Consider the following 25,584-nt stretch of genomic DNA (forward strand, 5'->3'; position numbering starts at 1 on the left):
CTAAAAATCAACGCAGAGCAGACCCTGCAAGATAAACAAAGTGCCTTTACCGAGGCCAGCAAACGATTAGCCGAAACCGAAAAAATGGTCAGACAGGAACTGATCCCGCTGGAAAAAGATATCAGTGCCGTAGCGTTGCAAATTCAGGAAGGGCAGCGACAACAGCAACAAGGCGAGTCCGCACTTGAGGCATTGCAGACGCAAAAAGTACAACTGCAACAACAGCAAGCCCGACAAGAGGCTGCATTACAGGGGCTCAATGACTGGCTGGCGGACAAAGCCTGGTTAGGGCACATAGGTAATCTGCTTTCTGGCTGGCGGGAAAAGGCGGCACAGCTGCAAAAAACTGCACAGCAAAAACAACATAAACAACAGCGGCAGCAGGCGGTAAAGCAACAAATAGCAACGCTGGGTGTGGCCATTCAACAGGCTGAAATGCACATGCAGCAAATATCCGCCAGCCACGCTGCCAGGCAGGAGCAATTGCTGTTATTGCAGCAACAGCGTGACGACATCATGACAGCGGCGCGCCGAACAGAGCTGGTGGCAGAAAATCAACGTTTAGCCCGGCAATTGCCGATACTTATGCGCTTGCAGGAGCTGCAACGACAATGGCAGACTCAGCAACAGGAATACCGGCAACAGCGTGACTTAGCAGACACCCGAAAAACAGAATTAACTCAGTCAGAACAGCAGGTTGAGCAACTGCGACAAACCTACCAGCAACAAGATAAGTTGCTGAAAAGTCTTACCCGACAACTGGATTTAAGCGCTCAGATTGCTCAGTACCGGGACCTGCTCAGGGCAGGGGAGCCTTGTCCACTATGCGGCTCGGAAAAACATCATCTGGAACTGGCCGGTGTTGATGACACCACGATTTTTGCAGAAAAGCGCGACGCTGAGCGGGAACTTGAAGAGACAAAAGCGCAGGGAACCGCCGCCCGGGAAGCATTGGAAGCGCTAAGTGAACAGTGTCGTCAGGCGGAGAAAGCCGCACAACAGGCTCAGCAGCAAAGCGCGCTTGTTACACAGCAATGGCAAGATTTGCTGGCAAAACAGGACTTTACCCTTGAGGTAGAGGTTTCAGACCAGCAGGCACTGAGTATCCTTTGCAGTCAAACTGAGGGCCGGTTGTCGACATTGCAAACCCAACTGGAGGGTTACAGCCGACTGCAGGATGCTGCGCTGGAAATGGAAAAACAACTGGCCAGTATCCAGGGGCAATTGTCAGAGGCCGATAATCAATTGCAGGCTAAACAACATCAATGGCAGGTGTATCAGGAACAAAATGAACAGTTATTGCAAGAGTTGGCGCAATCAAACACAGAGCAGCAACAGCAATCGCAGCAGTTGTTAGCGGAATTAGGGCAATTGCCATTACCTGTCCCCATCGAACAGGTACCCGACCCTGAATGGTTTGAGGAGGTTGCCACACAACAGGCACGGTATCACAGCCGTCAATCGGAGCAGCAGCAATTATCCGGTCAGATCGACAAGCTGGGGTCAGAGCTTAGCTATCATCAGAGTCAATGCGTTGCGCAACAGTCTCAAAATAAAACCTTGTCGCAAGATCTGCACGACCTGCGTGTGCAGGCGCAACAATTGCGCAGCAGGCAGGAGGTACTGGCGGGTTCACAATCCAGTGAGCAAATTGTGCAACAGGCGCAAACCAGGGTGACTCAGTGTCGTGAAGACCTGGAGCTACAACGCATTGCTTTGCGGGATGCTGAGCATCGCGATATCAGTATTACAAATCGCCTGGAAAGCCTGTCGCAACAGATTCAGGAACTCAGTGAAAAACTCAGCAAGGCAGAGCAGCTTTTTCAGGAGGCATTGAGCGAGAGTCAGTTTGTTGATGAGCAGCAGTTTATGGATGCGCTGTGTTCAACGGAAGAGCTGCAAAAGATGCAGGCCGAAAAACAGCGATTACTGACGGCTGTCCAGAATGCTGCGACCTTGTATGATGCCGTCGAGCAGAAACTGGCGGCACATCAGAAGCAGAGTACAGAACCACAGAAACAGGATTTTACCGGGGCCGAACAGGCCGTCAGTTTTTACCTGGCGGAAAAACAGCGACTGGCCAGTGAGTTGCAACAGTGTGCTGAACAACTGGGGGAATTGCGCAATCAGTTGAGCAGAGATGATCAAACCCGGAGCAGCCAGTCGGCGCTGGCTCAGGAGATTGCCGAATTTCGCGTTAGTTATGACGATATTCAATATCTGTATGATCTTATCGGCCATGCAAAAGGTGAGAAATTCCGCAAGTTTGCACAGGGTTTAACCCTGGATAACCTGATCCATTTGGCGAATCGTCGTCTGCAGCAGTTGCACGGTCGCTATTTGTTAACCCGGGAACAGGTAGACGGTTTAGGCATAAAAGTCGTGGATACCTGGCAGGCAGACAGCCAGAGGGATACCAAGACATTGTCGGGGGGAGAGAGTTTCTTAGTCAGTCTGGCCCTGGCGCTGGGCTTATCAGATCTGGTGAGCCATAAAACCAGTATTGATTCTCTGTTTCTGGACGAAGGATTCGGCACCCTGGATGCTGAAACCGTAGATCTGGCGCTGGATACCCTGGACAACCTCAATGCATCAGGTAAAACCATAGGCGTAATAAGCCATATTGAGGCTATGAAAGACCGTATTCCGGTACAAATAAAAGTACTGAAGAAAAACGGCCTGGGGGTCAGCGAACTTGAACCAAGGTTCCGGGCTGACAGGATTCCCGCCAGCTAAAGCGAATAATGGGCCTGTAAATACAAAGCGCGTGGTTCACCAACAAAATAACGATAATTACCGAACGCATAGTCGGCTCTTTCAGCATAATCCTGATTGAACAGGTTCATGATGCGCAAGGATAATTTGAAATTGTCACTGACTGGTACGCTGGTGCGCAGATTCACCAGTTGGTGGCCCTCATAGCGGGCGCTGTTTTCCGGGTCCAGATAATAGTCATCCAGATAAACCCACTCCAGCTCGGCATTGCCATAGTCTGCCTGCCATTGCAGACTGACACTGGCGTTTTTCTCCGGAGCCGTGTCGATGTGGTTGTGTCTGATGTCTACACCGCGGGCAATGGCGACATTATTTTCATAGCGATGTCGACTGGCATCCAGCGCTACATTAACCTTCCAGTGAGCGGAGAGTTGCCAGTTGACCGCAACTTCCAGGCCCCGATGAGAGGTCTTGCCGGCACTGACATTCTGTCGCTCGGTGTCCTGAAATATGTGATCAGACTTACCCATAGCATAGGCACTGATATCATAAAATAAAGCTGCATTTTCCAGGAGTTGCCCACGAAACCCCAGTTCAATGCTCAACATTTTTTCCGCATCCAGCGGCGCATTGCGCTGGTTGTTTTGCAATCTGAATAACTCCGTGGCCTGAGGCGCTCTGAAGCCATGACTCAGTTGACTGTAGAGCATATGTGACCCGGAAATGGCGTAGTTGATACCCAGTCTCCCGGAAAAATTACTAAAATCACGTTGTTGATCGGCGGGGCGGATAAAGCGGCAGTCTTCCACATCGGATGCACAGGCTATACCGTCCGCCAGCTTGTTCGTGTAGTCGTATCGCGTATGGTCATAGCGAATACCGGCATTGAGTGTCAGCGAATCGGTTAAATACCATCGGCTGTCAATATAGGGAGAAATTACCCGTGCATTGACGTCGTAATGGTAGTGTTCGCCCTGTGGAATGGAGGCACTGAATTCTTCACTCTGAAATTCACGAAGCCAGCCATGGGTGGCGTCCAGATCCAGACCAAAGGTCAACTGGTAAGTGGTCTTTTTAAGTGATGCCGCGGTTAACAAACCAACACTGTTATGGCCATTTTCCTCGGTGGCCTGCCATGGCACAAAGTGTTGCAGAAACTGCATATCGTGGGCACGAAAATAGGGTTTTAACACCAGGTCGAATGCGTTAAAGGCAAACTCAATTTGACTGTACCCCTGCATCGAGCGACTGTTCCGGTAGGCTTCCGGGTTGGGGTTAAGGCGTTTTAATGCGTCATCTTTATAAGCTTCAAAGCCCTGAATGAAACCGGCAGTTTGCTGGTTCAGATCACTATAAGAAAATACATTTTTGATGTTAAATTGTGAATGTTCTGTTTGATGCAGGACATTGAGTTTGTCCTGACGATAGCCACTGTCAACTTTATAGCCTCCGTCGTCGGTTACCGAACCATACAGCGCAAACTGGTGCTGTTGAAATTGTTCAGCCATGCGCAGGGAAAGGCGACCAAATTCATTGGGACCAGCTTCCATATCGACGGAAAAACGGGGCAATGAAGCAGGATCGGGAGAAACAACATTGATGACGCCGTGTACTGCATTGCTGCCATAGATCACGCTTGCCGGTCCTCTGACAACATCAATAGCTTGCGCTTGGTTAGCATTGACATCAAATAACTGATTGGCGTTGCAAAACCCTGGCGCCCGGACACTGATGCCATCCTGTGCAACCAAAAATGCGCCACAGCTTCCGGCACCGGTTAACACCGGAGAGCGTATTGCGGTGAGGTGTTCCTGACCATTGCCACGGCTAATCCAGACACCCGCTACCTGATGCATAATTTCGCTGAAATGGGTGCTTTGGGTCTGGTTGATGTCCTGTTGTGAAACCCGGGTAATATTGCCTGACAACTCACTTAATGTGGTGTTAGTGCGTGTGCCGGTAACAACAATGGATTCCAGACTTTCATCCGGTTGCTGAGCATGAATTAAAGGCGAAAACAGCATGGCAAACGCCAGACCGGTTAGCAGGTGTTGTGTCATAGAAAAATTTCATGGCGAAGGTAGGTCGGTATTTTTACTGAAATTGACGTCGAATGGAACCATGCCCGAACAATCTGTCCAAAGATGCTAAATGTGCTGAAAAGCGTTGAACGGTTGTAAATTAACTTGATTACACATTGGCACTGTTCGACTCCTTCGCTCTGAGCGCAGAATTCTTATTAATGAACTGTGTTCAATTAAATAACTGACTCAGGTTTGGTAAATGACAGAGCTATTTTTGAGAGGCAAAGTGATAAATTTTGCGACAGGAGCAATGACAGGCTGCGAGCTTCGCAACCTGTCATTTTCTGTAACTGTTATACCATGACTTCTTTCCATTTCCCGGTACGAAAAATGACAAAGCCTACGATGGCAATCATAGACTCAGCCACGAGAATGGCCATATAGACACCTTCTGCCTGAAAATGCCATTGCGTGGCCAATACCCAGGCGAGTGGGATCTGTGTTAGCCAGTAACAGAAGAAGTTAATTCTGGTAGGGGTCATTGTATCTCCCGCACCATTAAATGCCTGTACCAGTATCATACCTATACTAAAGAAACCGTAGCCGTAGGCCACCATTCTCAAACAGGAAACACCGCTGGCGAGTACCGCCGGATCCTGGGTAAACAAGGCAATGATTGGTGACGCGAAAACAATAAAAACAACCGCGACAGTTAACATAAAAATCAGGTTAAATTTGGCGATTGTCCAGACTGATCTTTCAGCTCTTTCCGGCAAACCTGCTCCCAGGTTCTGACCCACTAACGTGGCGACGGCATTACTGAGACCCCAGGCGGGAAGTATGGTAAACATCACAACCCGGATGGCGATGGTATAGCCTGCTACCGCTGCACTGCCGAAGTCAGAAACGATGCGGACTAACACCACCCAACTGGCAGTGGCAATCAAAAACTGCAAGATCCCGCCGGTTGATACCTTGATAAGGTCTAGTAATACGGCGGTTTTTAGTCTGAGATGTTGCCAGCCAATGTGTATTCGACTGCCGGCATTAAACAAATGCCACAATTGATATATTACGCCCACACCCCGGCCAATACAGGTTGCTACAGCCGCACCGGTTACCCCCATTTCCGGTGCAGGTCCCCAGCCAAATATCAGGATAGGGTCCAGCAGGATATTGATACCGTTTGCCAGCCATAACGACCGCATGGCAATGGATGCATCACCGGCCCCGCGAAATATAGCATTGATGATAAACAGGTAGAGAATGGTAATCGCACTACATAACATAATGGTGGTGTAGTTCTCGCCCATGGCCACCACGGCGCTGTCTGCTCCCATCAGGCGTAAAATATCTGCAGCAAAGAAGGCACCACTTAAGGCCACCAACAGGGCAACCAATAAGCCCAGCCATAGTGCCTGTCCGGCCAGTAGTGTGGCTTTTTCTGGTTGCTTTTCACCAATGCGTCTGGCGACCAATGCCGTTACCCCCATACTTAGCCCGATGGCGATGGCATAAATCAGGGTTAAAACCGCTTCAGTGAGACCTACCACGGCGACCGCCTCATGACCAAGAGAGGATACAAAAAAGATATCGACGACAGCGAAAATGGATTCCATCGCCATTTCCAGCACCATGGGAACCGCTAACAAAAAGGCAGCGACGCCGATAGAGCCTTGAGTAAAGTCGTATTGCACATTGCCTTTGACAGCTTGTTGAAACAGGTGCCAAAGTCCAGGTTTATTCGTTTGTTTTGTCATTGCTTAATCCACTAAGCGAATAGCATGCAGGCGTATTTCTGCAGCTGATTTAAAAAATAGTCAGTAATGCACAGTACCTTTTCGGGACTGATGGTTTGCTCTGAGGTTGGTGAATGTGTCTTTTATTGCGTCAGGTTAGCTGACTTTGGAAAGGACACTACAGACCGGTTGTGCGGGCACAATATCAGCGCAAATGAAGTGGATTACATTGTTCATTGGACTGCTCCGGTGAAAGTAGTAGGCAGAGCTTGCCCTGATAATGCGATTAAGTCAACGGCTTTTTTGAAGGATTACAAATTGATACACAGGATATAATAACCGGTTGCGGCAAACAAAAAAGGCGCTCTTAGCAAAGAGCGCCTTGTATTTCGCATACTACTGACTAATTAGTCACAGGAAACTGCGTCACCTGCAACTACTTCAGAGAAGACCGAGGTTTCGATATTGGTGAATTCAACATTATCGATTACCCAGCCAAACTCATTGGCTGTAAAGTCAGAAGAAATTCTGAAGCGGAACTGTACTGTTTGTCCGTTCAGAGCATCACCGAAACTGATGGATTCCATGTTACCGTTGAAGGTCGCCAGGTCGCCATTGATGCCGGTGAATACCGGACGTCCTTGCAGAGCTTGCGAGGAGTTTTCGATCAGTTCGTCGTAGTTGTAACCTACTGCGAAGGTACCGCCAGCTTCCAGAACATCCATCCAGGCGCCGCCGTTGATGCTGATCTCAACAACACCACCATCCCATGCTTCTTCTAGCCAGTAGAAGTGCCAGAAGTTGATGGAGAAGTCCTGACCATAGGCAACTTCAACCATGTCGGTTTCTACCGCAACGTCAGACTGGAAGGCGTTGTTATTCAGGTACATGGCTTGCGTACCTAAATCTACGTCAGGGTTAAACGCCTGGAAGAAACCGATGTTTACGGTGTCAAAGCCTTGCGTGCCGATGGCAGCGTCACCACCATACATGACGTTTTCTTTGAAGTTATCCAGTGTCGCCAGGGTTTCCATATTGTCGACGGCTGAGCTTCCCACCAGTTCAGATTTCACGAAGTCATAGTTGACAGTGACAGAAGAAGACAGAGCGGCTGGCTCAACAATTTCATCACCTTCAACAGCTTCCAGGAAAGTCACGGTAAATTCGATATTGTCACCTGTGCCGGCAGAATTAAGCGTAAAGGCAATATCACCACTGCTTACTTCTTCGTACAGACCAATTTCACCGAATGTTACCAGACCATCGTTAGCCAGGGTCACATCGTGGTCACCTGTCACTGCGATTTGTGCTGTTGCACCACTCAATACTTCACTACCGTTGTTCTTAACGGTAAAGGATACATTGGCAGTTTCACCCGCATCCAGTACGTCATCGGCAGTACAAACAGCAATACCGTCCTGAGACAGTGTCAGGTCACTGGCGCTATATGATGCAATTGTCGTGGTGTATGACTCAGTGACACCTGAGTTATCTTCGCTGAAACGCTCAGGAGATACTGCGCCAAAGCCCATACCGCGATTTGCAAAAGCTGCAACTGCGGCAGTGTAATCCTCGGCACTGTTTGCATACATTACTGCCAGCAATGCATCACGTGCTTCTGTGTAGGTAGGTGCGATTGGCGTGGCTTTATAGCTGGCTACCAGGTAATCGGCCATACGCGCTTCGGCAACATCAAACTCATACATGTTCAACAGTCTTACGTAGACATCCCAAAGAACCGCCGCCCACATTTCACCGGCACCGTGTGGTGAAGCGCCATTAGTTGGCGACAATCCGGGTACTTCAGCACCTGCTGTAATGTGCTCAAAGGTCAGTGGGTTGATGTCCTGATTAGGTGTGTAAGGCGCTCGACGGATACCCGTGTAGAAATCTTCAACATAAGTACCGGTAGCAAATGGCATTTGCCATTCTTCGTTGCCAGGAATTGCGGCATCGCTTTCTTTGATGATAAACATCAGGCTGTGGAAGTCACTCCAGCCTTCGCCCATTGAACGGCCCTGGAAGTTAATTAAACCACTGGCGTTACCCACCAGACGGTTTTGAATATAGTGACCCCATTCGTGAGCAATAATACCGTTGTCAAAGGAAGAATCTTTCAACGGGAATTTGCTGAAGATTTCAGCGGTTACCTGCTGGCCTGCTGCCATACGGGCGTACAGGGCCTGACCTTCTTCATAATTCAGGCCTAAGTTCGGAATAGTAACAGTGGCATCCTCACCACCCATTGGCGCTGGCGTACCATCATCTACGTTGTTTACAACGATTGCGCCAATCGCACCTGCCGCCTGAGCGTTGAGTACTTTCTGGGTAAATGCACAGCTACCACGGTCAATAATGGCGATGCGGCCTTCCAGTGCGTAACCATTGACTGCTGCTTCACAGCCATCAAATTCTGACCCGCTGTCTACTGCGTTGTCATCGTGTAAACGTCTCAGGTTAGCACTAACGCCGGTATATTGTTGCGGACCAAAGGACGATAATTGCGTTGATTGCATCACACCTAATGAGCCTGGGTGAGAAACGATATCAATGCCCTGATCAACACCGTTTACCGCATCTTTAGAGGTATACAGATATTGTTGCATACGCGGGCTGCCACCGTCGGCTGGAGTAGCCATGTTGGCATTATTCAGGCCAGAATAATCCTGTGCCTGCACTTCCAGTGGGTCACCTTCAACACCACCGCGACCGTAGTTGTCTAACTGAGCGTTACCTGCGGCTTCATCGAAGCCATGGTCATACCACCAGTCGTGTAAGAAGTTATTCACCACGAACATGTTAACAACCGCAGACTGACGATTAACAAAGCTGTTAGCTCGCTGTGTTTCATCAAATGGATAGTCAAAAGTCATATCTGAAGTGGTTGACACTATGATATCACCTGCGTTGTAACCTTGTGGTGCCACTACGTCAGCGTAAGCCAGCACGTTGTTACCATAGGTGTACATATCATCGGCAGTTAACCAGGGATCGTCGGTGCTGATTTTGCTGTAATTATCAACAGTCACCAGCGGTTGCTCAGCGTAAACAGTAGTATCATTACCTTGTTCGGTCGCCGGAATAACTTTACCGTGAGGACCCTGATAAGGGAAGCCGTCAGCTTCCGCCCAAACGCGGTAAGTGAATTCAGCATTATTGCTTTCACTGGCATGAGAGATCAGGTTTTTACGGAACAGAACTTTGCCGGTATTACCAACAACAAAGCTGTAGTCAACGCTGTCCAGTGGGTTTTCGATATGGGCTAATTTCACTTCGACGTAGTGAGCTGCCACCAGTTCACCGTTGATATCATAAAACACCTGCTTGGCACGTGGTTGACCTACCACCTGCTGGCCTGCGGTCGTTGTAGCGTCAAACAGGATATAGTCGCCTTTTTTCTCAGCGATGTTTAAGGTCGCCTGAGTTTTACCGCCACTCAGATCCGCGATCGCTTTCAGAACCGCTGCTTCAGGGGTGCTGAAACTACCGAAAAGTTGCAGTGCCTGGGCCGCAGTTACCTTATTACCCAGGTAGCCAGAACCGGCAACCAGGTTGTGTTCACGGTCCATAACGATGTTGTATTCTTTATTGAAAACCGCAACGCCATTTAATTGCTGACGATATTTCGCAACTAACGGACCCTTGTTAGTATCGTGAATGTAAGCAAGCTGTGCGCGGTTTACGGCATTTTCTTCAGAGCTAAACCCTGTTAGGGAGTTCAGGTAATAGGAGGCCGCATAGGCATTTTTATGCTCTGGCGCAATCATGCTTAAGTTGGGTTTGCTTTGGCCTTTTGGTGCCCAAAGGAAAGTGGCTTTACCCATTTTGGCATCAAAGTGACTTTTTAATCCGGTAGTGGTGGCACGCTCGGCCAATGCCTGTTCACGTGCTGCTACTGATAAACTGTTCGCCTTGAATTGGCTTGCCGCAGCGTGGTCAAAATTAGAAAGCGTATGAGAATGAGCGTGGTTTAAACTGGCACTTGCCGCAGTCGAAGAGAGTGCTGCGGATACCAGCAACGCCACAGTTGAGGGACGAAGCTTGTTCATTGTTATTCCTTCATGTTTGGATATGTTTTTGGATTTGCTCCCGATTAATAACGTCCACTCTCCAAAGGCTTTTTCCGCCAATTTTGTTCTGTCGCAAGAGTGAAAATCTCGATGAGCGGTTAGCACTTTACCCCGCAGTTGCACAAAAATGCAATACTGATTTACGCAAATAGTTCACGCTTGTTCACAATAATTTACAAATTGATTCAGTTTCATTAACTGAACCCAGGTTGCCTGCTCAGACAGGTGGATTGGAGATCAGTAACGTTAGCCTGAAATCCCTGAAGTGTCGGTGTTTTATGCTGAAACTCGCGGGGTGCGGCACAAACTGCGCAATATCCGGGCGCAGCTCCAGGGTCAAAGTATCGTCAGTAAAGCCTGTTAATTTACTGGTGCTGAAACCCAGATAACGTTTTACAAAGGGGTAGATTGCCTTGTACAGGGTTTCTTTGGCGGAAAATACCAGGGTAAAACCGGCGACAAAGTCTATGTCTGCAGCCTCTAAAATGGCCATTTCCTGTTGGTCGATAATTTTTGACTTGATGCGTGCTATTCGGGAAGCAGAAAGTTCCACTTCCAAATCAATCCCTACGAATTGCGCGTTATTACTGGCAACGGCCACAGCAAGGTGGTTTTTATGGGAAATTGCGCCACGAATACCCCCTGGCCAGATGGGAGAGCGGTCGGTATTGCTGCCCACAACATGATGCTCGATACCCTGCACGGCTAACGCCGCAGCGCTGCACAATCGGCCAGTGATAAATTCAGCCTGTCGGGAGGCGTTTGCCGAAACCAGGGGCGATGGTAACCAGGCTTTATACTGTTGTATATAATCGGTTCGGGTGGCCTCTGCGGAGGGAATTTCCGCAAAGAACAACGGCACCGGCTGCCCGGCTATTTGCCAGTCAAGGCGCGTAACAGGGAGCAATCCGGGTAAGTTGTCCGCGGTTGTTGTCATTGCACAATCCCCACCGATTTTACCTGTGCCCATACTTTTTGACCTGTTGCCAGTCCCAGTGTATCCAGAGATTTTCGGGTGATTTTGGCAAACAATCTTTGCTCACCACAGGCCAGGGTAAGCAGGCAGGTTCCGGGTTCATCCCCCGTCTGAATCTGGCTAATCTCGGATGCTATTTTGTTTAATATACTGGATTGCGTTTCTTGAATCCGGCTGATGCTGACATCCCTGGCACACACACAAAGCCGCACTGTAGCACCGGGTGACAGGTTGTGACTGGCCACCCAGATGTCGCTGGAATCCACCTTGACCTTCGCTAAGTGGTAGTCTTGCTCAACAGATTCCACCTGACCCTGCAATAACGCAGTGCAATCACCGGATAAGTCAGATAGCGGTTGCTTAAAGATTGTATTCACCGCGCCAACGTTTTTAACGTGTCCTTTATCCATAATGATCACCTGCTCAGCAAGGCGCGCCACTTCCAATTCTGCGTGGCTGACATAGAGCATCGGGATGGCGAGAAACTGTTGTAAAGACTCGATATAACTAAGGATTTCCCGCTTTCTGTCCGTGTCCAGTGCGGATAAAGGCTCATCGAGCAACAATATGTCCGGATTACTTAGCACCGCACGGGCAATGGCGAAACGTTGCTTCTCTCCCCCTGACAGCTGATCAGGGCGATGGGATAGCAAGGGGCTGATAGCTAACACCTCCAGCAACTCCTGCAGCTGTTTCTCTGCCAACGGTGTTCGGGTTCTGCGCTGCGCATATTGCAGGTTTTGCTCCGCCGACAAGTGAGGAAACAGGCTGGGCTCCTGAAACACGTAACCAATTTTGCGCTGATGGGCAGGTACAAAAATATGGCTGTCCTGATAGGTGTCTGCGGCGATGCGAACTCTGCCCTGAGCCTGCGTCTCCAGCCCGGCTATACAACGCAATAGCGTGGTTTTCCCGGAACCGGATGCGCCATAAATGGCGGTAATGCCGGTGCCGGGAATGTGCAAATCCACATCGAGCTCAAAGTGTTGAGCTGCCCCTGAGTTGCGGGACAGTTTCAATCTGATTTCCATGTCTGTCGCGACCGGGTTAATTGCCATAATTCATGCCCGTCAGTCGCCATTTTTTCTGAAAGCTGTAGAGAAACAACAGCACCGTGAAGGAAAAAATTAACATTAACAGAGAAAGGTTGTGGGCACTGGCGTAATCCAGTGCTTCGACGTGATCGTATATTTGTACCGACACGACCTTGGTTTCGCCTGGAATATTGCCACCTATCATTAAAATAACGCCAAATTCACCGACGGTATGGGCAAAACCCAGAATCGCGGCACTGATAAATCCCGGCCGCGCCATCGGCAGGGCAATACTCAAAAACCGATCAACGGGTGTTGCTCCCAGGGTCGCTGCAACCTCGAAGTGACGTTCGTCTATGGCAGCAAACGCATTTTGAATCGGCTGCACCACAAAGGGCAGTGAATAAAACAATGAGGCCACCACCAACCCCCAAAAAGTAAAGGGTAACGTCCCCAGTCCCAGGGCTGTGGTAAATTGTCCAAATGCGCCGTTAGGGCCCATAAATAATAACAGGTAAAAGCCCAGCACCGTGGGCGGTAAGATCAGGGGCAGTGCCACAATCGCCCCAATGATGCTTTTAGCAGGGGAGTGCGTCCGCGCCAGCCACCAGGCGATGGGCGTACCTATGAGTAACAACAGCACAGTAACGACACTGGCGAGTTTTAAGGTGAGCCATAGGGTGGTGATATCTGCTTCAGAGAACAATGTTAATTCCCCTCAGTTGTATCGTAGCCGAATGCCCGGATCATGGCGGCCACTTCGGCAGATTGTAAGTACTGGTAAAACTGCAGCGCCGCAGCATTGTGCTGCGCCTCTGTTAACAACACCGCATCTTGCAAAATAGGGTCGTAATAGGTTTCGGGAATAATCCACCAGGAGCCTTTGTTTTGTTCCGCCAGCGTTAAAACTTGCGACAGGGCAACAAAACCCAGTTGCGCATTTCCGGAACGCACGTAAGCAAAGGCCTGTGCAATGTTTTCGCCAGTCACCCGTTGCCTGGAGGTCAGTATTTCCGGGTATTGCTGTTGTAAATATTGCTGAGCCGCCAGTCCGTATGGTGCGGTTCTGGGATTGGCAATCGCAATTTTATCAAATTGCAGCTGTTGCCAGTCGGGAGGCGTTGTTTGCAATAACCGCGGATTGCCAGACCAGAGTACCAGTTTTCCGATCCCGTAGGTAAAGCGGCTTGATTTTATTGCAAACCCTTCAGCGACCAGCTTGTCGGGTTTATCTGTGTCTGCCGACAGGAAAATATCAAAAGGAGCGCCTTGCCTGATTTGTGCATAGAATTTGCCGGAAGACCCCAGCGACACCCTTATGTTGTCAGTGCTGTGCGGATAATTGGCAACAATCGCTTTTACCGGCGCGGCAAAGTTCGATGCGACAGCCAGTTTTATAGTTGTTTCTGCCACACTTGCGGATGCGGGCAACAGCAGCAATAGGCAACATAATAAACGTACAATAAGCAGAGTGATTCCTCAGGATTAAAAACGGCATATTTTAGGTTATTTTGGTGCAGCAAAATAGCCCTGACAAGTATTGCGATAACGGCGTTAACTTTTGTATGCTGTGCTACTTTTCGCATATATGGGGATAAGGATGGCGAACATCAATAAAGTGGCGATTGTTGGCGGTACTCACGGCAATGAATACTCCGGTATTTATTTATTACGGCAATGGCAAAAGCACGCTGAATCGGTAAACAGGCCGAGCTTTGATACAACCTTGTTGATGGCAAATCCTCATGCCTATGAGAACAACACCCGTTATGTCGATAGTGATTTGAACAGACAGTTCTTATTACATTTGTTGCAGGATGAAGGGCTTAACAACACTGAGCAGCGCCTGGCGAAGCAGATCAATCAACAACTGGGGCCACGAGGACAGGCCAGCACTGATCTGATAATTGATTTACACAATACCACCTCCAACATGGGGCCTTCATTGATCCTGTTGCAATCAGACGAGTTTAATTTACGGATGGCCGGCTATCTGAAGATGCAGATGCCTGAAGCCGTGATTGTGATGGAGGATGATGTACCGCTGGAGAAACAACCCTATTTGTGTGCCATCGCGCAGCAGGGAGTTATTGTCGAGATTGGACCTCAACCACAATCGGTGTTGCGCCATGATGTACTGGACTGGATGCAGACCATGACGATGCACCTGCTGGACTATGTAGAGCTTTATAACACCCGCTCACTGCCTGACCTGCCCGATGTTATTGAAGCCTTTACCTATACTGAAACCCTGAAGTTACCAGAAGATGAGCATGGTGAACGGTTAGGTATGATACATCGGAATGTCCAGGATCGGGACTTTCAACCGGTGCAGCCCGGGGAGCCCATAATTGCTCTGTTTGATGGTGGGGAAATTTGCTGGCATGGGGATTATGAGGCCTACCCACACTTTATCAATGAAGCCGCTTATTACGACAATAATTTAGCCATGTCGATGGCTAAAAAGATTAGCTTACCCATTCCCTGAGGTGCATCTCTGAGTCCGGTTTCCCGGACTCCATCCGTTATTCTTTAGCCTGGCTGACCCTGGCTTCTACGTGTGCGTTGATGTAGCCACTAATATTATCCATAGAGAGTGACGTTGCGATAGCGGATTGTTCAGTGAAAGACAAGGCAATGGCAAACTGACGCTGATTATTGCTGAAAACCGACAGGCTGCGCTGAGCTGCCACTGCAATTTGCGCCTCCACTAAATCACGGTATTCGGTTTTTTGAGTGAGATCGCTGTCGCTGACAATTTCATCCAGTTCCGGTTTAAATGGCTGAAAGGCGCCCTGAGGAAATTGCAGTTTGCCCTGTTTTAACTCAAACTTTTGACCCGACACTAGGTAATGGCTGGTGTAACTGATTTTATCTGCACTATTTTCACTTTGCGCAGTTTGCTCAACAATATAAACCCCATTTTGACCCACCACTTCAAACAGCGCATTGTCATCATCAATGGGGGTTGCTACCAGTGCGGTGGTTTCATCTACCCCAAAACCAAACCTGGCATCCGACGCTAACACCAGTTTTGCCAGGCGTAGTTGACGCCCACGCTCCGAAAAATGCGTGTCTAACACGCCATAAGGAAAGAACTTTAAGCCACCTTTACTGTGGTAGCTAACGGGCCGCACAGTGGCATGAGGATCAACCCGTTCAATCCAGGGCGCTTTTTCTTCTGTACCAGCCAGCAACGCACCGTCACTGGTACCGCCGGTGATCATGCCTGCCTCGCCTGTGCCGGGTTTACCACTTTGCACTGCCGTGCCTGCTGAAGTGCCGGAAATCACCAGTTGTCCGGCGTTAAATTTGTCGCGCAATGCTGCCAACCATGGGCGGTCTTTGTCTTGCGCCGTTACAAAGGACTGCCAGGTCAGGCTTTGATCGCCACCATTAAAGAACACCCCGTTTGCCTGTTGTGCCAAACTCACCAGCTGCTCCGGAGCATCACAAAACTGTTGCTGATATTCTGCCAGATAGGGATACACAGCTTCCCGGTTATAGACGCCAACATAATCCGCCCTGGCCTGTGCTAAATCCGCACATTTTCCCTCATCCAGCAATTTTGCCAAGGTGGCCTCAACGGGTAACCAGATGGCTTTCGCCCCTAACTGCGTGAAGATATTAAGATAATAATCCGTGGCCGCAAAGACGTCATATCCGGATGCAGTTGATATCAGAACAACCGGCTGTTGTCCTTCTGGTGTCACTTTTTTCAGTGCTGCCATAAAACCGGCGTAAATTAACTTACTGCTTTCATGGCGGGTATGCTCTATGGATGCCTGTTCACGGATAAAGTTGCCGCTGGCATCAACAGACGGCGCTTCTAACAGATCATTGATGGGGTAATACAGGTGATCTGGCAAGGTTTTCAGTAACTTACTGGCGTTAGTGGACTGATCACCGACATTGATTGCAAAGCCCTTTAACTTGTCGTGAAATTGCTCTTTCGCAAATATTTGATTGGGATGATGTTTGGCAAAATTTTGTAAGACGTTCAGCAGTGCGGCTTTGAGCACAGTATCACTGTCTTTCCACAAGCTCAGAGACTGCAATTGTTGCAGCGCTGTAGCCGACACCCGGTAGCTATTTTGTTGTTTGGCGCTGTCTGGCCAGTTGGTTTCGTCTGTACAGGCACTGGTGCCGTAGGAACCACAGGTTTTCCAGCTTCCGCCCACTAAAAATAACTGACTTTGGGCCAACGTCGCACTGGAAAACAATAAAAACAGAAGTGCTGTACCGGTTTTGACAAACATTCTTACAAACCTTTGATATTGAGGAACAGGCTAAGAATAGCCACTTAACCGCCAGGCGTCTAATGGAATTTAGTTGTGACTGAAACCATTAAACTCAAGTAATTCAATAACTTGAATAAATATTTAAGAAATAAGAATAGACTCCTGAGTTTATCCGGATTGGGTGCAATGCTATGCAGGAGCATCGCGTTGTGTTTTTTTGTTCAGGGTGTCTTCATTTTGCATAGAAAAATGTCGCGGCTCGTGATTGAATAGTGCAGTGATATGAAAGGCATATCATCCTCATACCCCTAAAAAATAATCATAAACAAACAAGGATATGAATATGCATACTTCCAGATTGGCGAAATCTGCGCTGGCCCTTGCTATCGCATTGGCTTTAGGGGCTTGCTCGCAGCAGGCCAGCGACGAACAGGTAAATAATGTTGCTGCCGCAGATAGCACAGCGCAGGTGCAAAGCAGCGAAACGGCAATAGACCAAAACAACCCGTTTTTCAGTACCTATCAGACACAGTTTCAAATCCCGCCTTTCCAGGACATTAAAAATGAGCACTTTATGCCTGCATTTGAGCAGGGGATGGAAGTGCATCTGGCAGAAATCGACGCTATCGTAAATAACCCTGAAGCGGCTACCTTTGAGAACACCATCGAAGAGCTGGAGCGCACCGGAAAACTGCTGAGTAAAGTACAGCGGGTATTTTATAATCTGGCGGGTTCCAACACCAATCCGGAGCTGCAGAAGTTGCAGCGAGAGCTGAGTCCATTGGTGTCTGCCCATTACGACAAAATCAGTCTGAACGAAGGCCTGTTTAAACGCGTTGATGCGGTGTGGCAGGCCCGGGACAGCATCGAACTGACAGCGGAAAAACGCAAATTTCTGGAAGATACGCATCGTAGTTTTGTGCGCAGTGGCGCGCTGTTAGATGCGCAACAAAAAGCCAAACTGACCGAAATAAACGGTAAAATTTCAGAGTTAACCACCGAATACGGGCAAAACCTGTTGGCGGAAACGAATGGTTTTGAATTGATCCTGGCGAAATCCGATCTGGATGGTCTGTCTGATGGAGTAGTTCAGGCGGCGTATGAAACCGCACAGCAAAAAATGGCTGCCGCGGAAACAGAAGAAGACAAAGCGAAATATCAGGACAAGTACGTATTTACCCCACATCGCAGCAGTATGTATCCTTTCCTGACGGAATCCACCCGCCGGGATTTGCGGGAACAACTGTACAATTCCTATATTTATCGCGGTGACAATGACAACGAGACGGATAACAAAGGGGTTGCTGCACAATTGGCCAAACTGCGGGCTGAGTGGGCGCAGATTATGGGCTACGAAAATTATGCCGCTTATGTGCTGGAAGAGCGCATGGTGAACACGCCACAAGGCGTATACGATCTGTTGATGCAGTTGTGGCGTCCGGCGCTGGCCCGGGCAAAAGCCGAAGTAGCCGATATGCAGGCCATGATTGAGGCCGAAGGTCACGACTTCAAATTTGCAGCCTGGGACTGGTGGCAATATGCAGAAAAAGTGCGCAAAGCCAAATACGACCTGGACGAGGCCAGCCTGAAACCTTATCTGACTTTGGATAACGTGTTAAAAGGCGCATTTGATACCGCCAACAAACTGTGGGGACTGACCTTTACCGAATTACATGATATCGATGTCTATCATCCGGATGTTCGGGTCTGGGAAGTGAAGGACAAAGACGGTAGTCATTTGGGGATCTTCATGGGTGACTATTACACCCGTTCCAACAAACGCGGTGGCGCCTGGATGAGCAGCTTTAAAGGCCAGTCGAATCTGGATTTACGAGAGCGTCCGGTGGTGGTCAATGTCTGTAACTTCTCGCCGCCTGTGGGAGATGCCCCGGCGTTGCTCAGTTTTGACAATGTAACCACTTTGTTCCATGAGTTTGGACACGCTCTGCATGGTTTAGTGACAAATACCACCTATGGCAGCATGTCAGGCACTTCCGGTCCCCGTGATTTCACTGAATTTCCGGCGCAAATCATGGAGCACTGGGCCAGTGAGCCGCAGGTGTTAAAAACCTATGCCACTCACTATCAGACGGGTGAGCCTATGCCGGACGAACTGATTGATAAACTGCTCAAGTCTGCGAAATTTAATCAGGGTTTCGCCAACACCGAATATCTGGCAGCATCGTTGCTGGACATGGACTGGCATACGCTGTCTGCTGAAGATGACATGCAGGACGCCGACGCGTTTGAAAAATCCTCGATGCAACGCATTGGTCTGATTGACGAAATTGCACCGCGTTATCGCTCTACCTATTTTTCCCATATCTTTGCCGGAGGTTATGCCGCCGGATACTACAGCTATGTGCATTCAGCGGTACTGGATTCGGATGGCTTTGCGGCCTTCAAGGAAACCGGCGATATCTTTAATCAGGATTTAGCGCAAAAATTCCGTACCCATGTACTTGAAAAAGGTTCAACCGAAGAAGCCATGACACTCTATAAAAAGTTCCGTGGCCGGGAGCCGGAAATTGACGCACTGTTAAAAGTACGTGGTTTAGACGGCTCAACCGATTAAACCCTGCTCAGTTTGATATTGACTCATCATGGCCCGGTTTACCGGGCCAGTTTTTTTGTGGCTTGTAACTCATGAAAATTTATCATTGCCTGTTAACACTGATTCTTGTGTTTGTTGGTATTCACGCGACACCGGTAGCGGCACATCCTCAGGACGAGGACATTATTTTGGATATTGAACAGGGACAGTTATTGATTGACGGTGAAACCCTGGATGAAGAATATCTGGCGGCCTTAAAACGCCAAAGAATGCGCAAATTGGCCGCCATGAGCTGGTCAGAAAAGTTCTGGTTGTATACTAAGGCTGGATTTGAACACATTATTCCCAAGGGACTGGATCATATTTTGTTTGTCCTGGGGCTGTTCTTTTCCAGCCTGATGCTGGGCGCGTTGCTTTGGCAGGTAACGGCCTTCACCCTGGCTCATTCTGTTACGCTTGGCCTGGCTGCGTTGGGCATTGTCCAGGTGCCGGGCAGTATTGTTGAGCCGTTGATAGCCTTGTCGATTGTGTGGGTTGCCGTTGAAAATTGTGTGTTTAAACAGGCGTCAAAGTGGCGTCCAGCCATCGTTTTTGGGTTTGGCTTGTTACACGGTTTAGGCTTTGCCTCGGTGTTAAGTGATTACGGACTGCCTAAAAACGATCTGGTCCCGTCTCTGTTGGCCTTTAACCTGGGGGTAGAGCTGGGGCAAATTGCCGTGCTGTTGTTGGCATTTGTGGGCACCTATCTGTTCAGAAATCGCCATTGGTATCGCAGTCGGGTACAGATCCCCTTGTCGCTATTGATTGCCACTGTGGGGGCTTACTGGTTTATTGAACGGGTGTTTCTGTAACCAGGCTAAAAATGTCCGGAATTGTCACCGGGATGACATTTGCCGAAAAAGTAACCGGATACAATCATCTTGTTTTGGTTATTTCGGAATTGATCATGAAGAGTTTTGTTGAACAACTGGCCACTTACGCGGAGTACCATCGGGACTCCCGTAATATATTAACCCATTTAGTGGGTGTGCCTGTCATTGTGTTTGCTGTCATAGTGTTGTTGTCCCGACCTGTGTTTGACCTTGCTGGCTATGCGGTCACTCCGGCGATGGCGTGCTGTTTAGCGGCATCCTTGTACTACCTCAGACTAAATCTGGTGTTTGCAACGTTGATGGCTGTGCTGATGGCCACCGGCATTTACTATGCGATGGACATCGCCGCTGCATCAACCCTGCTGTGGTTGAGTACCGGGGTAGGTTTATTTGTACTGGGCTGGATTGTGCAATTCATCGGTCATTATTTTGAGGGTAAAAAGCCCGCCTTTGTGGATGACTTAATGGGCTTGCTGATTGGTCCTTTGTTTGTGTTGGCTGAATTACTGTTTTTACTGGGCCTGTATCCATCCCTCAAACAGGACATTGAACGCCGCGCCGGCGCCGTGAGAACAGGCTCGCCTTCTGCGAACACACTTTAGTATTACAGGCGCCATCTTTTCGTTTTCGCGATTTGAAGCTGGCGTTCTGTCGACCATAAAGCCACAATAGTGTTTAACATTTTCTCAACGCGTTAAACACTATGAAAAAATCCTATCTCGATATAACCGCTGATTTAAATGAGTACTTGCCTCAGGTGCGAAAAGGGGCTCCGGATGTCATGAAAGGCTTTTCGGAAATGGCCAAAGCTGCAACGGCAGACGGTGTACTGGATAAAAAGACCAAAGAGTTGATTGCCTTAGCTATCGGGGTGGCAGTGCGATGTGATGGCTGTATCGGATTTCATGCCAAGGCCTTAGTTAAGCTGGGGGCAACTCGGGAAGAGATCGAAGAGGTGTGCGGTATGTCTGTATACATGGGCGGTGGACCGTCACTGATGTACGCGGCGGACGCGTTAAAAGCCTTTGATGAATTCAGTCAGACAGACAAATCCTAAGCCTGCTGATGGATGTGAATAGATAATATGGCGATGCCAGACGCAACACTGCCTGCTTATACGGTGCGTTCATTGCTCAATTATCTGGATGCTCAGGGGCTGCCCAGAGCGCAGTTGTTAAGCCAGTTAAACTGCAATGATGCGCAACTCAATGATCCGGAAGCCTGCTTTGCGGTGCAACACTACGAGACCATGCTGCATAATGCGGCTGATACGCTTGATAGTGCCAATATAGGCTTTCGTTTTGGCCGGGCGTTTGAGCTGAGTATTTGGGGACTGCTGGGCTTTATTGTGGCGGCCGCACCGGATTTGCAACAGGCCCTGGCCTTGCAAAAGCGTTATCAATGTTTACTGGGCAATTCCGGACTGGCCTATCATGAGACTCAGGAAGAAGTCACCATTATGCGTTGGTTGTCTGAGTGCTGTCACAGTGCCCATAGTACCGAGCAGGTGATTACCGCCTGGCTGGCGTTTGCGTTTCAGTATACGCAATCTGACGCCACGCCCCTGAGTGTCCATTTTACCCATGAAGCACTGGTGGACCCGGCGGAGTATCAGGCCTTTTTTCGCTGCCCGGTGTACTTTAATGCTGAGTTTAACGGTATCAAAGTGCACACCGAACTGCTGGCCCTGCCGCTTCGCACTTCGAACTCAGAAGTTCTCAATGTACTCTGTGCCCATGCTGAGCAGCGCTTGCTGGTAAAACGCAAAAACGCCTCATTAGATATCGTACGTCAGTACATCATTGAAGTGTTGCCGGATCATGTGCCAGACTTACCCGAAATTGCGGGATTTCTGGAATTAAGCCCGCGACAAGTTCAACGTCAGTTCCAACGGGCTGGCACCAGTTTAACGCAGTTTGTGGAGAGTATCCGGCTCAGTCTGGCGGTATCCTACCTGACTCAAACCGACCACAAACTGTTATACATTGCACAGATTTTAGGATATTCCGAGCAAAGCGCTTTTCAACGCGCATTTAAACGTCACTTTGGTGTGACGCCTGGGGATTATCGTATACAGCCGCTGGCTTTGCCTGTTTCAGTAGCCAGGTAAAGCTGAACAATGAGGCGATTATCCAGGCGAGGATAAGTACAAAAACAGGATGTTGAACTTGTGGCTGCAACAGTGCATAAGCGATAAAACCGGTGCCGAGTAAGCGCAGTGGTTCTGCCAGGGTTTGCCAGGTTTTATGTTCCTGCAAAACACTGATAACCCAACAGTGGTAAATGCCAAAAAGTCCCAGCCCCACACTTATTAACGGCGCAAAATTGGGGAGTTGCAGTAAGAACCAAAATACCATGGGTATCAGCAACAAAAACTGAGTGAGTACATAAATTTTTCGGTTTTTACATTGGGCTACTGCGTATTTCTGCAGTGATTTACTGTTGGCATATTTTCTTGGCAGGCCTTGTTTGGCATCGGCCGCACGCCAGCCCGGAGGCATCAAAAAGGTTTTGATTTTGTCGCGCCAGTGGCGGGTATATAACGCATCCTGTAGCAGGTTGCGATACACCTGGAAATTGGCCCACAGGGGATTCCAGCTATTGAGTTGGTGACTGACGCCGTAGACAATTTCTACGTTATTTTTTTCCGCCTGAAAGGAGTTAAATAGTTTGTCCCACAGGATAAACACGCCGGCATAATTTTTATCGATATAGTCTTTGTTCAATGCGTGATGCACCCGATGGTGACTGGGCGTGACAAAAACGGCTTCGAACCAGGGAGGCATTTTATCAATATGCTGAGTATGTACCCAGAACTGGTAGATTAAATTGAGCGACCCACAAGCCAACAGCATTTCCGGGGGGACTCCCAGCAAGGCCATGGGCAGAAAAACAATCCAGGCGAACAAGGCAGGCGTACCGGTTTGGCGCAAGGCCGTGGTCAGGTTGTACTCTTCGCTGGAGTGATGCACCACATGAGATCCCCACATGACGTGGATGCGGTGACTAAGCCTGTGTACCCAATAGTAGCCCAGGTCATAAACCACAAAGGCCACCGTCCACCACAGCACGGAATCCAGCGCAATGCTGAGCAACGCCGTCTGCTGATATAACCAGACATAAGCAGAGAAAGGTAAAATTAACTTAAAGACACCTACCAGGCGGCTCATCACCCCAAGATTCAGTGAGCTGATGGTATCATCCCATTGATAAAATCTGGTTTTTCTTTTTCGGTCCACATAAATTTCTGTGGCAATCAGTAAAAAGAAAAAAGGTATCGCAATCAGTATCAATTCCACAATCAGGCCCACAATGACTCTACAGGTATTGAGTATGGCACTGATGACTGACTAAGTATTGACCGAAAGTGCCATATGTTGACAGCAGGCACCATGCAAAGGTGCCTGTATCAGGGTACTGACAAGGGTATTTTAAGCAATAAAGTTAACTTTCTGCCATGTAGTTGGAGAGCTTATCCACATGCTCCTTGGTTTCACTGATCAGTGAGGTAATTTCCAGCGCTGATTCTGTGGTACTTTGCGCCAGATTGCGAACTTCGTCAGCAACCACAGCAAAACCACGACCGGCTTCACCTGCCCGGGCCGATTCGATAGCGGCATTCAGGGCCAACAGATTGGTCTGGTTCGATATCCCGTTAATTGTTTGTATGATACTACTGATACGGTCTAATACCTGCGACATGGCGTCATGTGTTTCAGCAATTACCTGATTTCTCTCCGAGACGTCTGTGCCGTACAGAATGATCTTGCTGATGTTACCCTCAACGGTTCTGACCAGCGAAATAGTCGACGCAATAATGGCGGGAGATTGTTCCTTTATGGTTGGAATTGTCACATCGCAGGAAACCGAGTCCTGCTTGAACAGGCGTTGCCAATTTTCTTCAGACAGGCAGCTTTTCAGGTTTTTAAGTTTATCTGCCAGTTCCTTAACGCTGCTGGCGCACAGGGCTTGTAAACCGAGATGGTTCGCTTCCAACAAGGCTCCCTGAGCCGAAAATTCCAGAACAATATTGCTGCTGGCAATGGCGTTAAGACGGATTCCGTTTTCCAGGCCCTGTCTTTTGGTTGCATCGATATTACTCTGTATAGAGACAAACTTTTCAACCTCTCCCTGCTCATTAAATATCGGATTAATGGCAAGGTTTATCCAGTAGGAATCACCTTGTTTGTTGTAGTTCAGTATTTCTTCGTGAAACGATTTTTTCGCAGCGATATTGGCCCGTACCCGTTTGACGGTTTCAGGATTGGTGTGCTCGCCCTGTAACAATGCTCCGGGTTTTTTCCCCAGCGCTTCTTCTATGCTATAGCCGGATAATTTGGAAAATCCGGGGTTTACGTATTCAATCAGACCCTGAGCATTAGTAATGATCACTGAGTTATCGGTTTCATTGGCCACCAGTGAGAGCATCGCAAATTGTTTTTCTTGTTTAACGCGTTTGGTGATATCAGTGGCAAATTTTACTATTTTGATGACATCACCATTGGGATCCACAATCGGATTGTAAGTGGCAGCAATCCAGACTTCCCGGCCGCCTTTGCCCAGGCGTTTGTAGCGCGCAGACTGAAATTCTCCGTGGCGCAATTTGTCCCAGAACCGTTTGTAGTCACTCCCGGCAGATTCCCCGCGGTCTACAAACATAGAATGATGCTTGCCAAGGATTTCTTCTTTGCGATAGCCCATCGCCGCAAGAAAATTGTCATTGGCGTCGAGAATATTGCCCTGTGGGTCAAATTCTATCATGGCCTGCGATTTACTGATGGCCGCCAGTTTACCCTCGTAATCTATGTTTTTGAGCTTCTGCACAGTGATATCAGAGGCAAACTTTACCACTTTTTCTACGACGCCTTGTTTGTTCATAATCGGATTATAAGTAGCCTGCAACCAGATAATCTCGCCACCTTTCCTGATGCGTTTAAATTCAGATTGTTTGAACTTTCCTCGTGATAATTCATCCCAGAATGCTTTATAACTCGCCGACTGACGTTCGGCGTCATCCACAAACATGCGGTGATGCTTTCCCTGGATTTCACTGAGTTGATACCCCATTGCCTGTAAAAAATTTTGGTTGGCACTTACTATCGTGCCTTGCGGTGTAAACTCGATAACTGCCTGAGAACGGTTCAGGGCTTCAGAAATGGCTTCAGCGGTTTTACGCTCAAAGATACCCGATGACTTAGATTTAAAAAGCATAGCGGTCACGTTATTATTAGGTGGATACAAAAGCATTTGAGTTGATGCGCTAAAATTCACTAAAGTAGATTGAATGCGAATCGTTCAAAAACATGTTAAGTGCAGAATACGTATTAATTATTTAGAAATCAAAGTATATTAAAGACGA

Annotated in this window: 17 protein-coding genes; 7 read left to right on the forward strand and 10 right to left on the reverse strand. The window is 48.6% G+C overall.

The features are described 5' to 3' along the window. Window positions 1–1,905: 1,905 nt before the first annotated feature. Complete coding sequence (locus tag AC0J20_RS17650; RefSeq protein ID WP_473022741.1) at window positions 1,906–2,736, forward strand: SbcC/MukB-like Walker B domain-containing protein; 831 nt, start codon at window positions 1,906–1,908, stop codon at window positions 2,734–2,736. On the opposite strand, the gene AC0J20_RS17655 is transcribed toward AC0J20_RS17650, so the two are convergent. The 7 genes from AC0J20_RS17655 to modA form a co-directional block, all read right to left on the reverse strand. Then, window positions 2,733–4,775 carry a TonB-dependent receptor gene (locus AC0J20_RS17655; protein WP_473022724.1) on the reverse strand — a complete coding sequence of 681 codons (2,043 nt, stop codon included), beginning with the start codon at window positions 4,773–4,775 and terminating at the stop codon, window positions 2,733–2,735. The genes AC0J20_RS17650 and AC0J20_RS17655 overlap by 4 nt on opposite strands. Before the next feature lie 317 nt (window positions 4,776–5,092). After that, a complete protein-coding gene (locus tag AC0J20_RS17660) occupies window positions 5,093–6,499 on the reverse strand; it encodes an MATE family efflux transporter (protein WP_473022725.1) in 1,407 nt (468 codons plus the stop codon). 386 nt (window positions 6,500–6,885) lie between these two features. Beyond that, on the reverse strand, window positions 6,886–10,527 hold the full coding sequence (locus tag AC0J20_RS17665) for a M36 family metallopeptidase (protein WP_473022726.1): 3,642 nt from the start codon (window positions 10,525–10,527) through the stop codon (window positions 6,886–6,888). Window positions 10,528–10,765: 238 nt separating this feature from the next. Further along, the gene (locus AC0J20_RS17670) at window positions 10,766–11,485 is read right to left on the reverse strand and encodes a 4'-phosphopantetheinyl transferase family protein (protein ID WP_473022727.1); all 720 of its coding nucleotides are present in this window, start codon (window positions 11,483–11,485) and stop codon (window positions 10,766–10,768) included. After that, window positions 11,482–12,582: a molybdenum ABC transporter ATP-binding protein gene (modC, locus tag AC0J20_RS17675; RefSeq protein WP_473022728.1), complete on the reverse strand. Its 1,101-nt coding sequence runs from the start codon at window positions 12,580–12,582 to the stop codon at window positions 11,482–11,484. The genes AC0J20_RS17670 and modC overlap by 4 nt, the downstream gene beginning before the upstream one ends. Beyond that, window positions 12,572–13,264 carry a molybdate ABC transporter permease subunit gene (gene modB / locus AC0J20_RS17680; protein WP_473022729.1) on the reverse strand — a complete coding sequence of 231 codons (693 nt, stop codon included), beginning with the start codon at window positions 13,262–13,264 and terminating at the stop codon, window positions 12,572–12,574. Before modB ends, modC begins: the two co-directional genes overlap by 11 nt. Before the next feature lie 2 nt (window positions 13,265–13,266). Next, complete coding sequence (gene modA, locus AC0J20_RS17685; RefSeq protein WP_473022730.1) at window positions 13,267–13,971, reverse strand: molybdate ABC transporter substrate-binding protein; 705 nt, start codon at window positions 13,969–13,971, stop codon at window positions 13,267–13,269. Between the two features lie 187 nt (window positions 13,972–14,158). On the opposite strand from modA, the gene AC0J20_RS17690 reads away from it, so the two are divergent. After that, complete coding sequence (locus AC0J20_RS17690) at window positions 14,159–15,046, forward strand: aspartoacylase (protein WP_473022731.1); 888 nt, start codon at window positions 14,159–14,161, stop codon at window positions 15,044–15,046. A 37-nt stretch (window positions 15,047–15,083) separates the two neighbouring features. Here AC0J20_RS17690 and AC0J20_RS17695 read toward each other — a convergent pair whose 3' ends face one another. Next, window positions 15,084–16,817, reverse strand: coding sequence for a cyanophycinase (locus AC0J20_RS17695; protein ID WP_473022732.1), 1,734 nt, complete (start codon window positions 16,815–16,817; stop codon window positions 15,084–15,086). Window positions 16,818–17,142: 325 nt separating this feature from the next. Between AC0J20_RS17695 and AC0J20_RS17700 the strand changes: the two genes are divergently transcribed. From AC0J20_RS17700 to AC0J20_RS17720, 5 genes are all read left to right on the forward strand, one after another. After that, on the forward strand, window positions 17,143–19,374 hold the full coding sequence (locus AC0J20_RS17700) for a M3 family metallopeptidase (protein WP_473022733.1): 2,232 nt from the start codon (window positions 17,143–17,145) through the stop codon (window positions 19,372–19,374). Window positions 19,375–19,445: 71 nt separating this feature from the next. Continuing rightward, on the forward strand, window positions 19,446–20,204 hold the full coding sequence (locus AC0J20_RS17705) for a HupE/UreJ family protein (protein ID WP_473022734.1): 759 nt from the start codon (window positions 19,446–19,448) through the stop codon (window positions 20,202–20,204). 95 nt (window positions 20,205–20,299) lie between these two features. Beyond that, window positions 20,300–20,827, forward strand: a complete 528-nt coding sequence (locus tag AC0J20_RS17710) for an Mpo1 family 2-hydroxy fatty acid dioxygenase (RefSeq protein ID WP_229530175.1) — start codon at window positions 20,300–20,302, stop codon at window positions 20,825–20,827. A 101-nt stretch (window positions 20,828–20,928) separates the two neighbouring features. Beyond that, on the forward strand, window positions 20,929–21,282 hold the full coding sequence (locus AC0J20_RS17715) for a carboxymuconolactone decarboxylase family protein (RefSeq protein WP_473022735.1): 354 nt from the start codon (window positions 20,929–20,931) through the stop codon (window positions 21,280–21,282). 33 nt (window positions 21,283–21,315) lie between these two features. Beyond that, a complete protein-coding gene (locus AC0J20_RS17720; protein WP_473022736.1) occupies window positions 21,316–22,335 on the forward strand; it encodes an AraC family transcriptional regulator in 1,020 nt (339 codons plus the stop codon). Here AC0J20_RS17720 and AC0J20_RS17725 read toward each other — a convergent pair. Next, window positions 22,259–23,536: a sterol desaturase family protein gene (locus AC0J20_RS17725; RefSeq protein WP_473022737.1), complete on the reverse strand. Its 1,278-nt coding sequence runs from the start codon at window positions 23,534–23,536 to the stop codon at window positions 22,259–22,261. The two genes, AC0J20_RS17720 and AC0J20_RS17725, sit on opposite strands and share 77 nt — an antisense overlap. 133 nt (window positions 23,537–23,669) lie before the next feature. Then, window positions 23,670–25,436 (reverse strand): methyl-accepting chemotaxis protein, encoded by a 1,767-nt coding sequence (locus tag AC0J20_RS17730; RefSeq protein WP_324255618.1) that lies wholly within the window; start codon window positions 25,434–25,436, stop codon window positions 23,670–23,672. Window positions 25,437–25,584: the final 148 nt, after the last annotated feature.

The organism is Planctobacterium sp. R6 (assembly GCF_055755215.1).

What these genes read in the sequence shown, in the direction of transcription:
- AC0J20_RS17710 (WP_229530175.1), top strand. Translation starts at nt 20,300, where the DNA reads ATGAAGAGTTTTGTTGAACAACTGGCCACTTACGCGGAGTACCATCGG.
- AC0J20_RS17705 (WP_473022734.1), top strand. Translation starts at nt 19,446, where the DNA reads ATGAAAATTTATCATTGCCTGTTAACACTGATTCTTGTGTTTGTTGGT.
- AC0J20_RS17655 (WP_473022724.1), bottom strand. Translation starts at nt 4,775, where the DNA reads ATGACACAACACCTGCTAACCGGTCTGGCGTTTGCCATGCTGTTTTCG.
- AC0J20_RS17650 (WP_473022741.1), top strand. Translation starts at nt 1,906, where the DNA reads ATGCAGGCCGAAAAACAGCGATTACTGACGGCTGTCCAGAATGCTGCG.
- AC0J20_RS17695 (WP_473022732.1), bottom strand. Translation starts at nt 16,817, where the DNA reads ATGTTTGTCAAAACCGGTACAGCACTTCTGTTTTTATTGTTTTCCAGT.
- AC0J20_RS17700 (WP_473022733.1), top strand. Translation starts at nt 17,143, where the DNA reads ATGCATACTTCCAGATTGGCGAAATCTGCGCTGGCCCTTGCTATCGCA.
- modC (WP_473022728.1), bottom strand. Translation starts at nt 12,582, where the DNA reads ATGGCAATTAACCCGGTCGCGACAGACATGGAAATCAGATTGAAACTG.
- AC0J20_RS17670 (WP_473022727.1), bottom strand. Translation starts at nt 11,485, where the DNA reads ATGACAACAACCGCGGACAACTTACCCGGATTGCTCCCTGTTACGCGC.
- AC0J20_RS17715 (WP_473022735.1), top strand. Translation starts at nt 20,929, where the DNA reads ATGAAAAAATCCTATCTCGATATAACCGCTGATTTAAATGAGTACTTG.
- AC0J20_RS17665 (WP_473022726.1), bottom strand. Translation starts at nt 10,527, where the DNA reads ATGAACAAGCTTCGTCCCTCAACTGTGGCGTTGCTGGTATCCGCAGCA.
- AC0J20_RS17720 (WP_473022736.1), top strand. Translation starts at nt 21,316, where the DNA reads ATGCCAGACGCAACACTGCCTGCTTATACGGTGCGTTCATTGCTCAAT.
- AC0J20_RS17730 (WP_324255618.1), bottom strand. Translation starts at nt 25,436, where the DNA reads ATGCTTTTTAAATCTAAGTCATCGGGTATCTTTGAGCGTAAAACCGCT.
- AC0J20_RS17660 (WP_473022725.1), bottom strand. Translation starts at nt 6,499, where the DNA reads ATGACAAAACAAACGAATAAACCTGGACTTTGGCACCTGTTTCAACAA.
- AC0J20_RS17690 (WP_473022731.1), top strand. Translation starts at nt 14,159, where the DNA reads ATGGCGAACATCAATAAAGTGGCGATTGTTGGCGGTACTCACGGCAAT.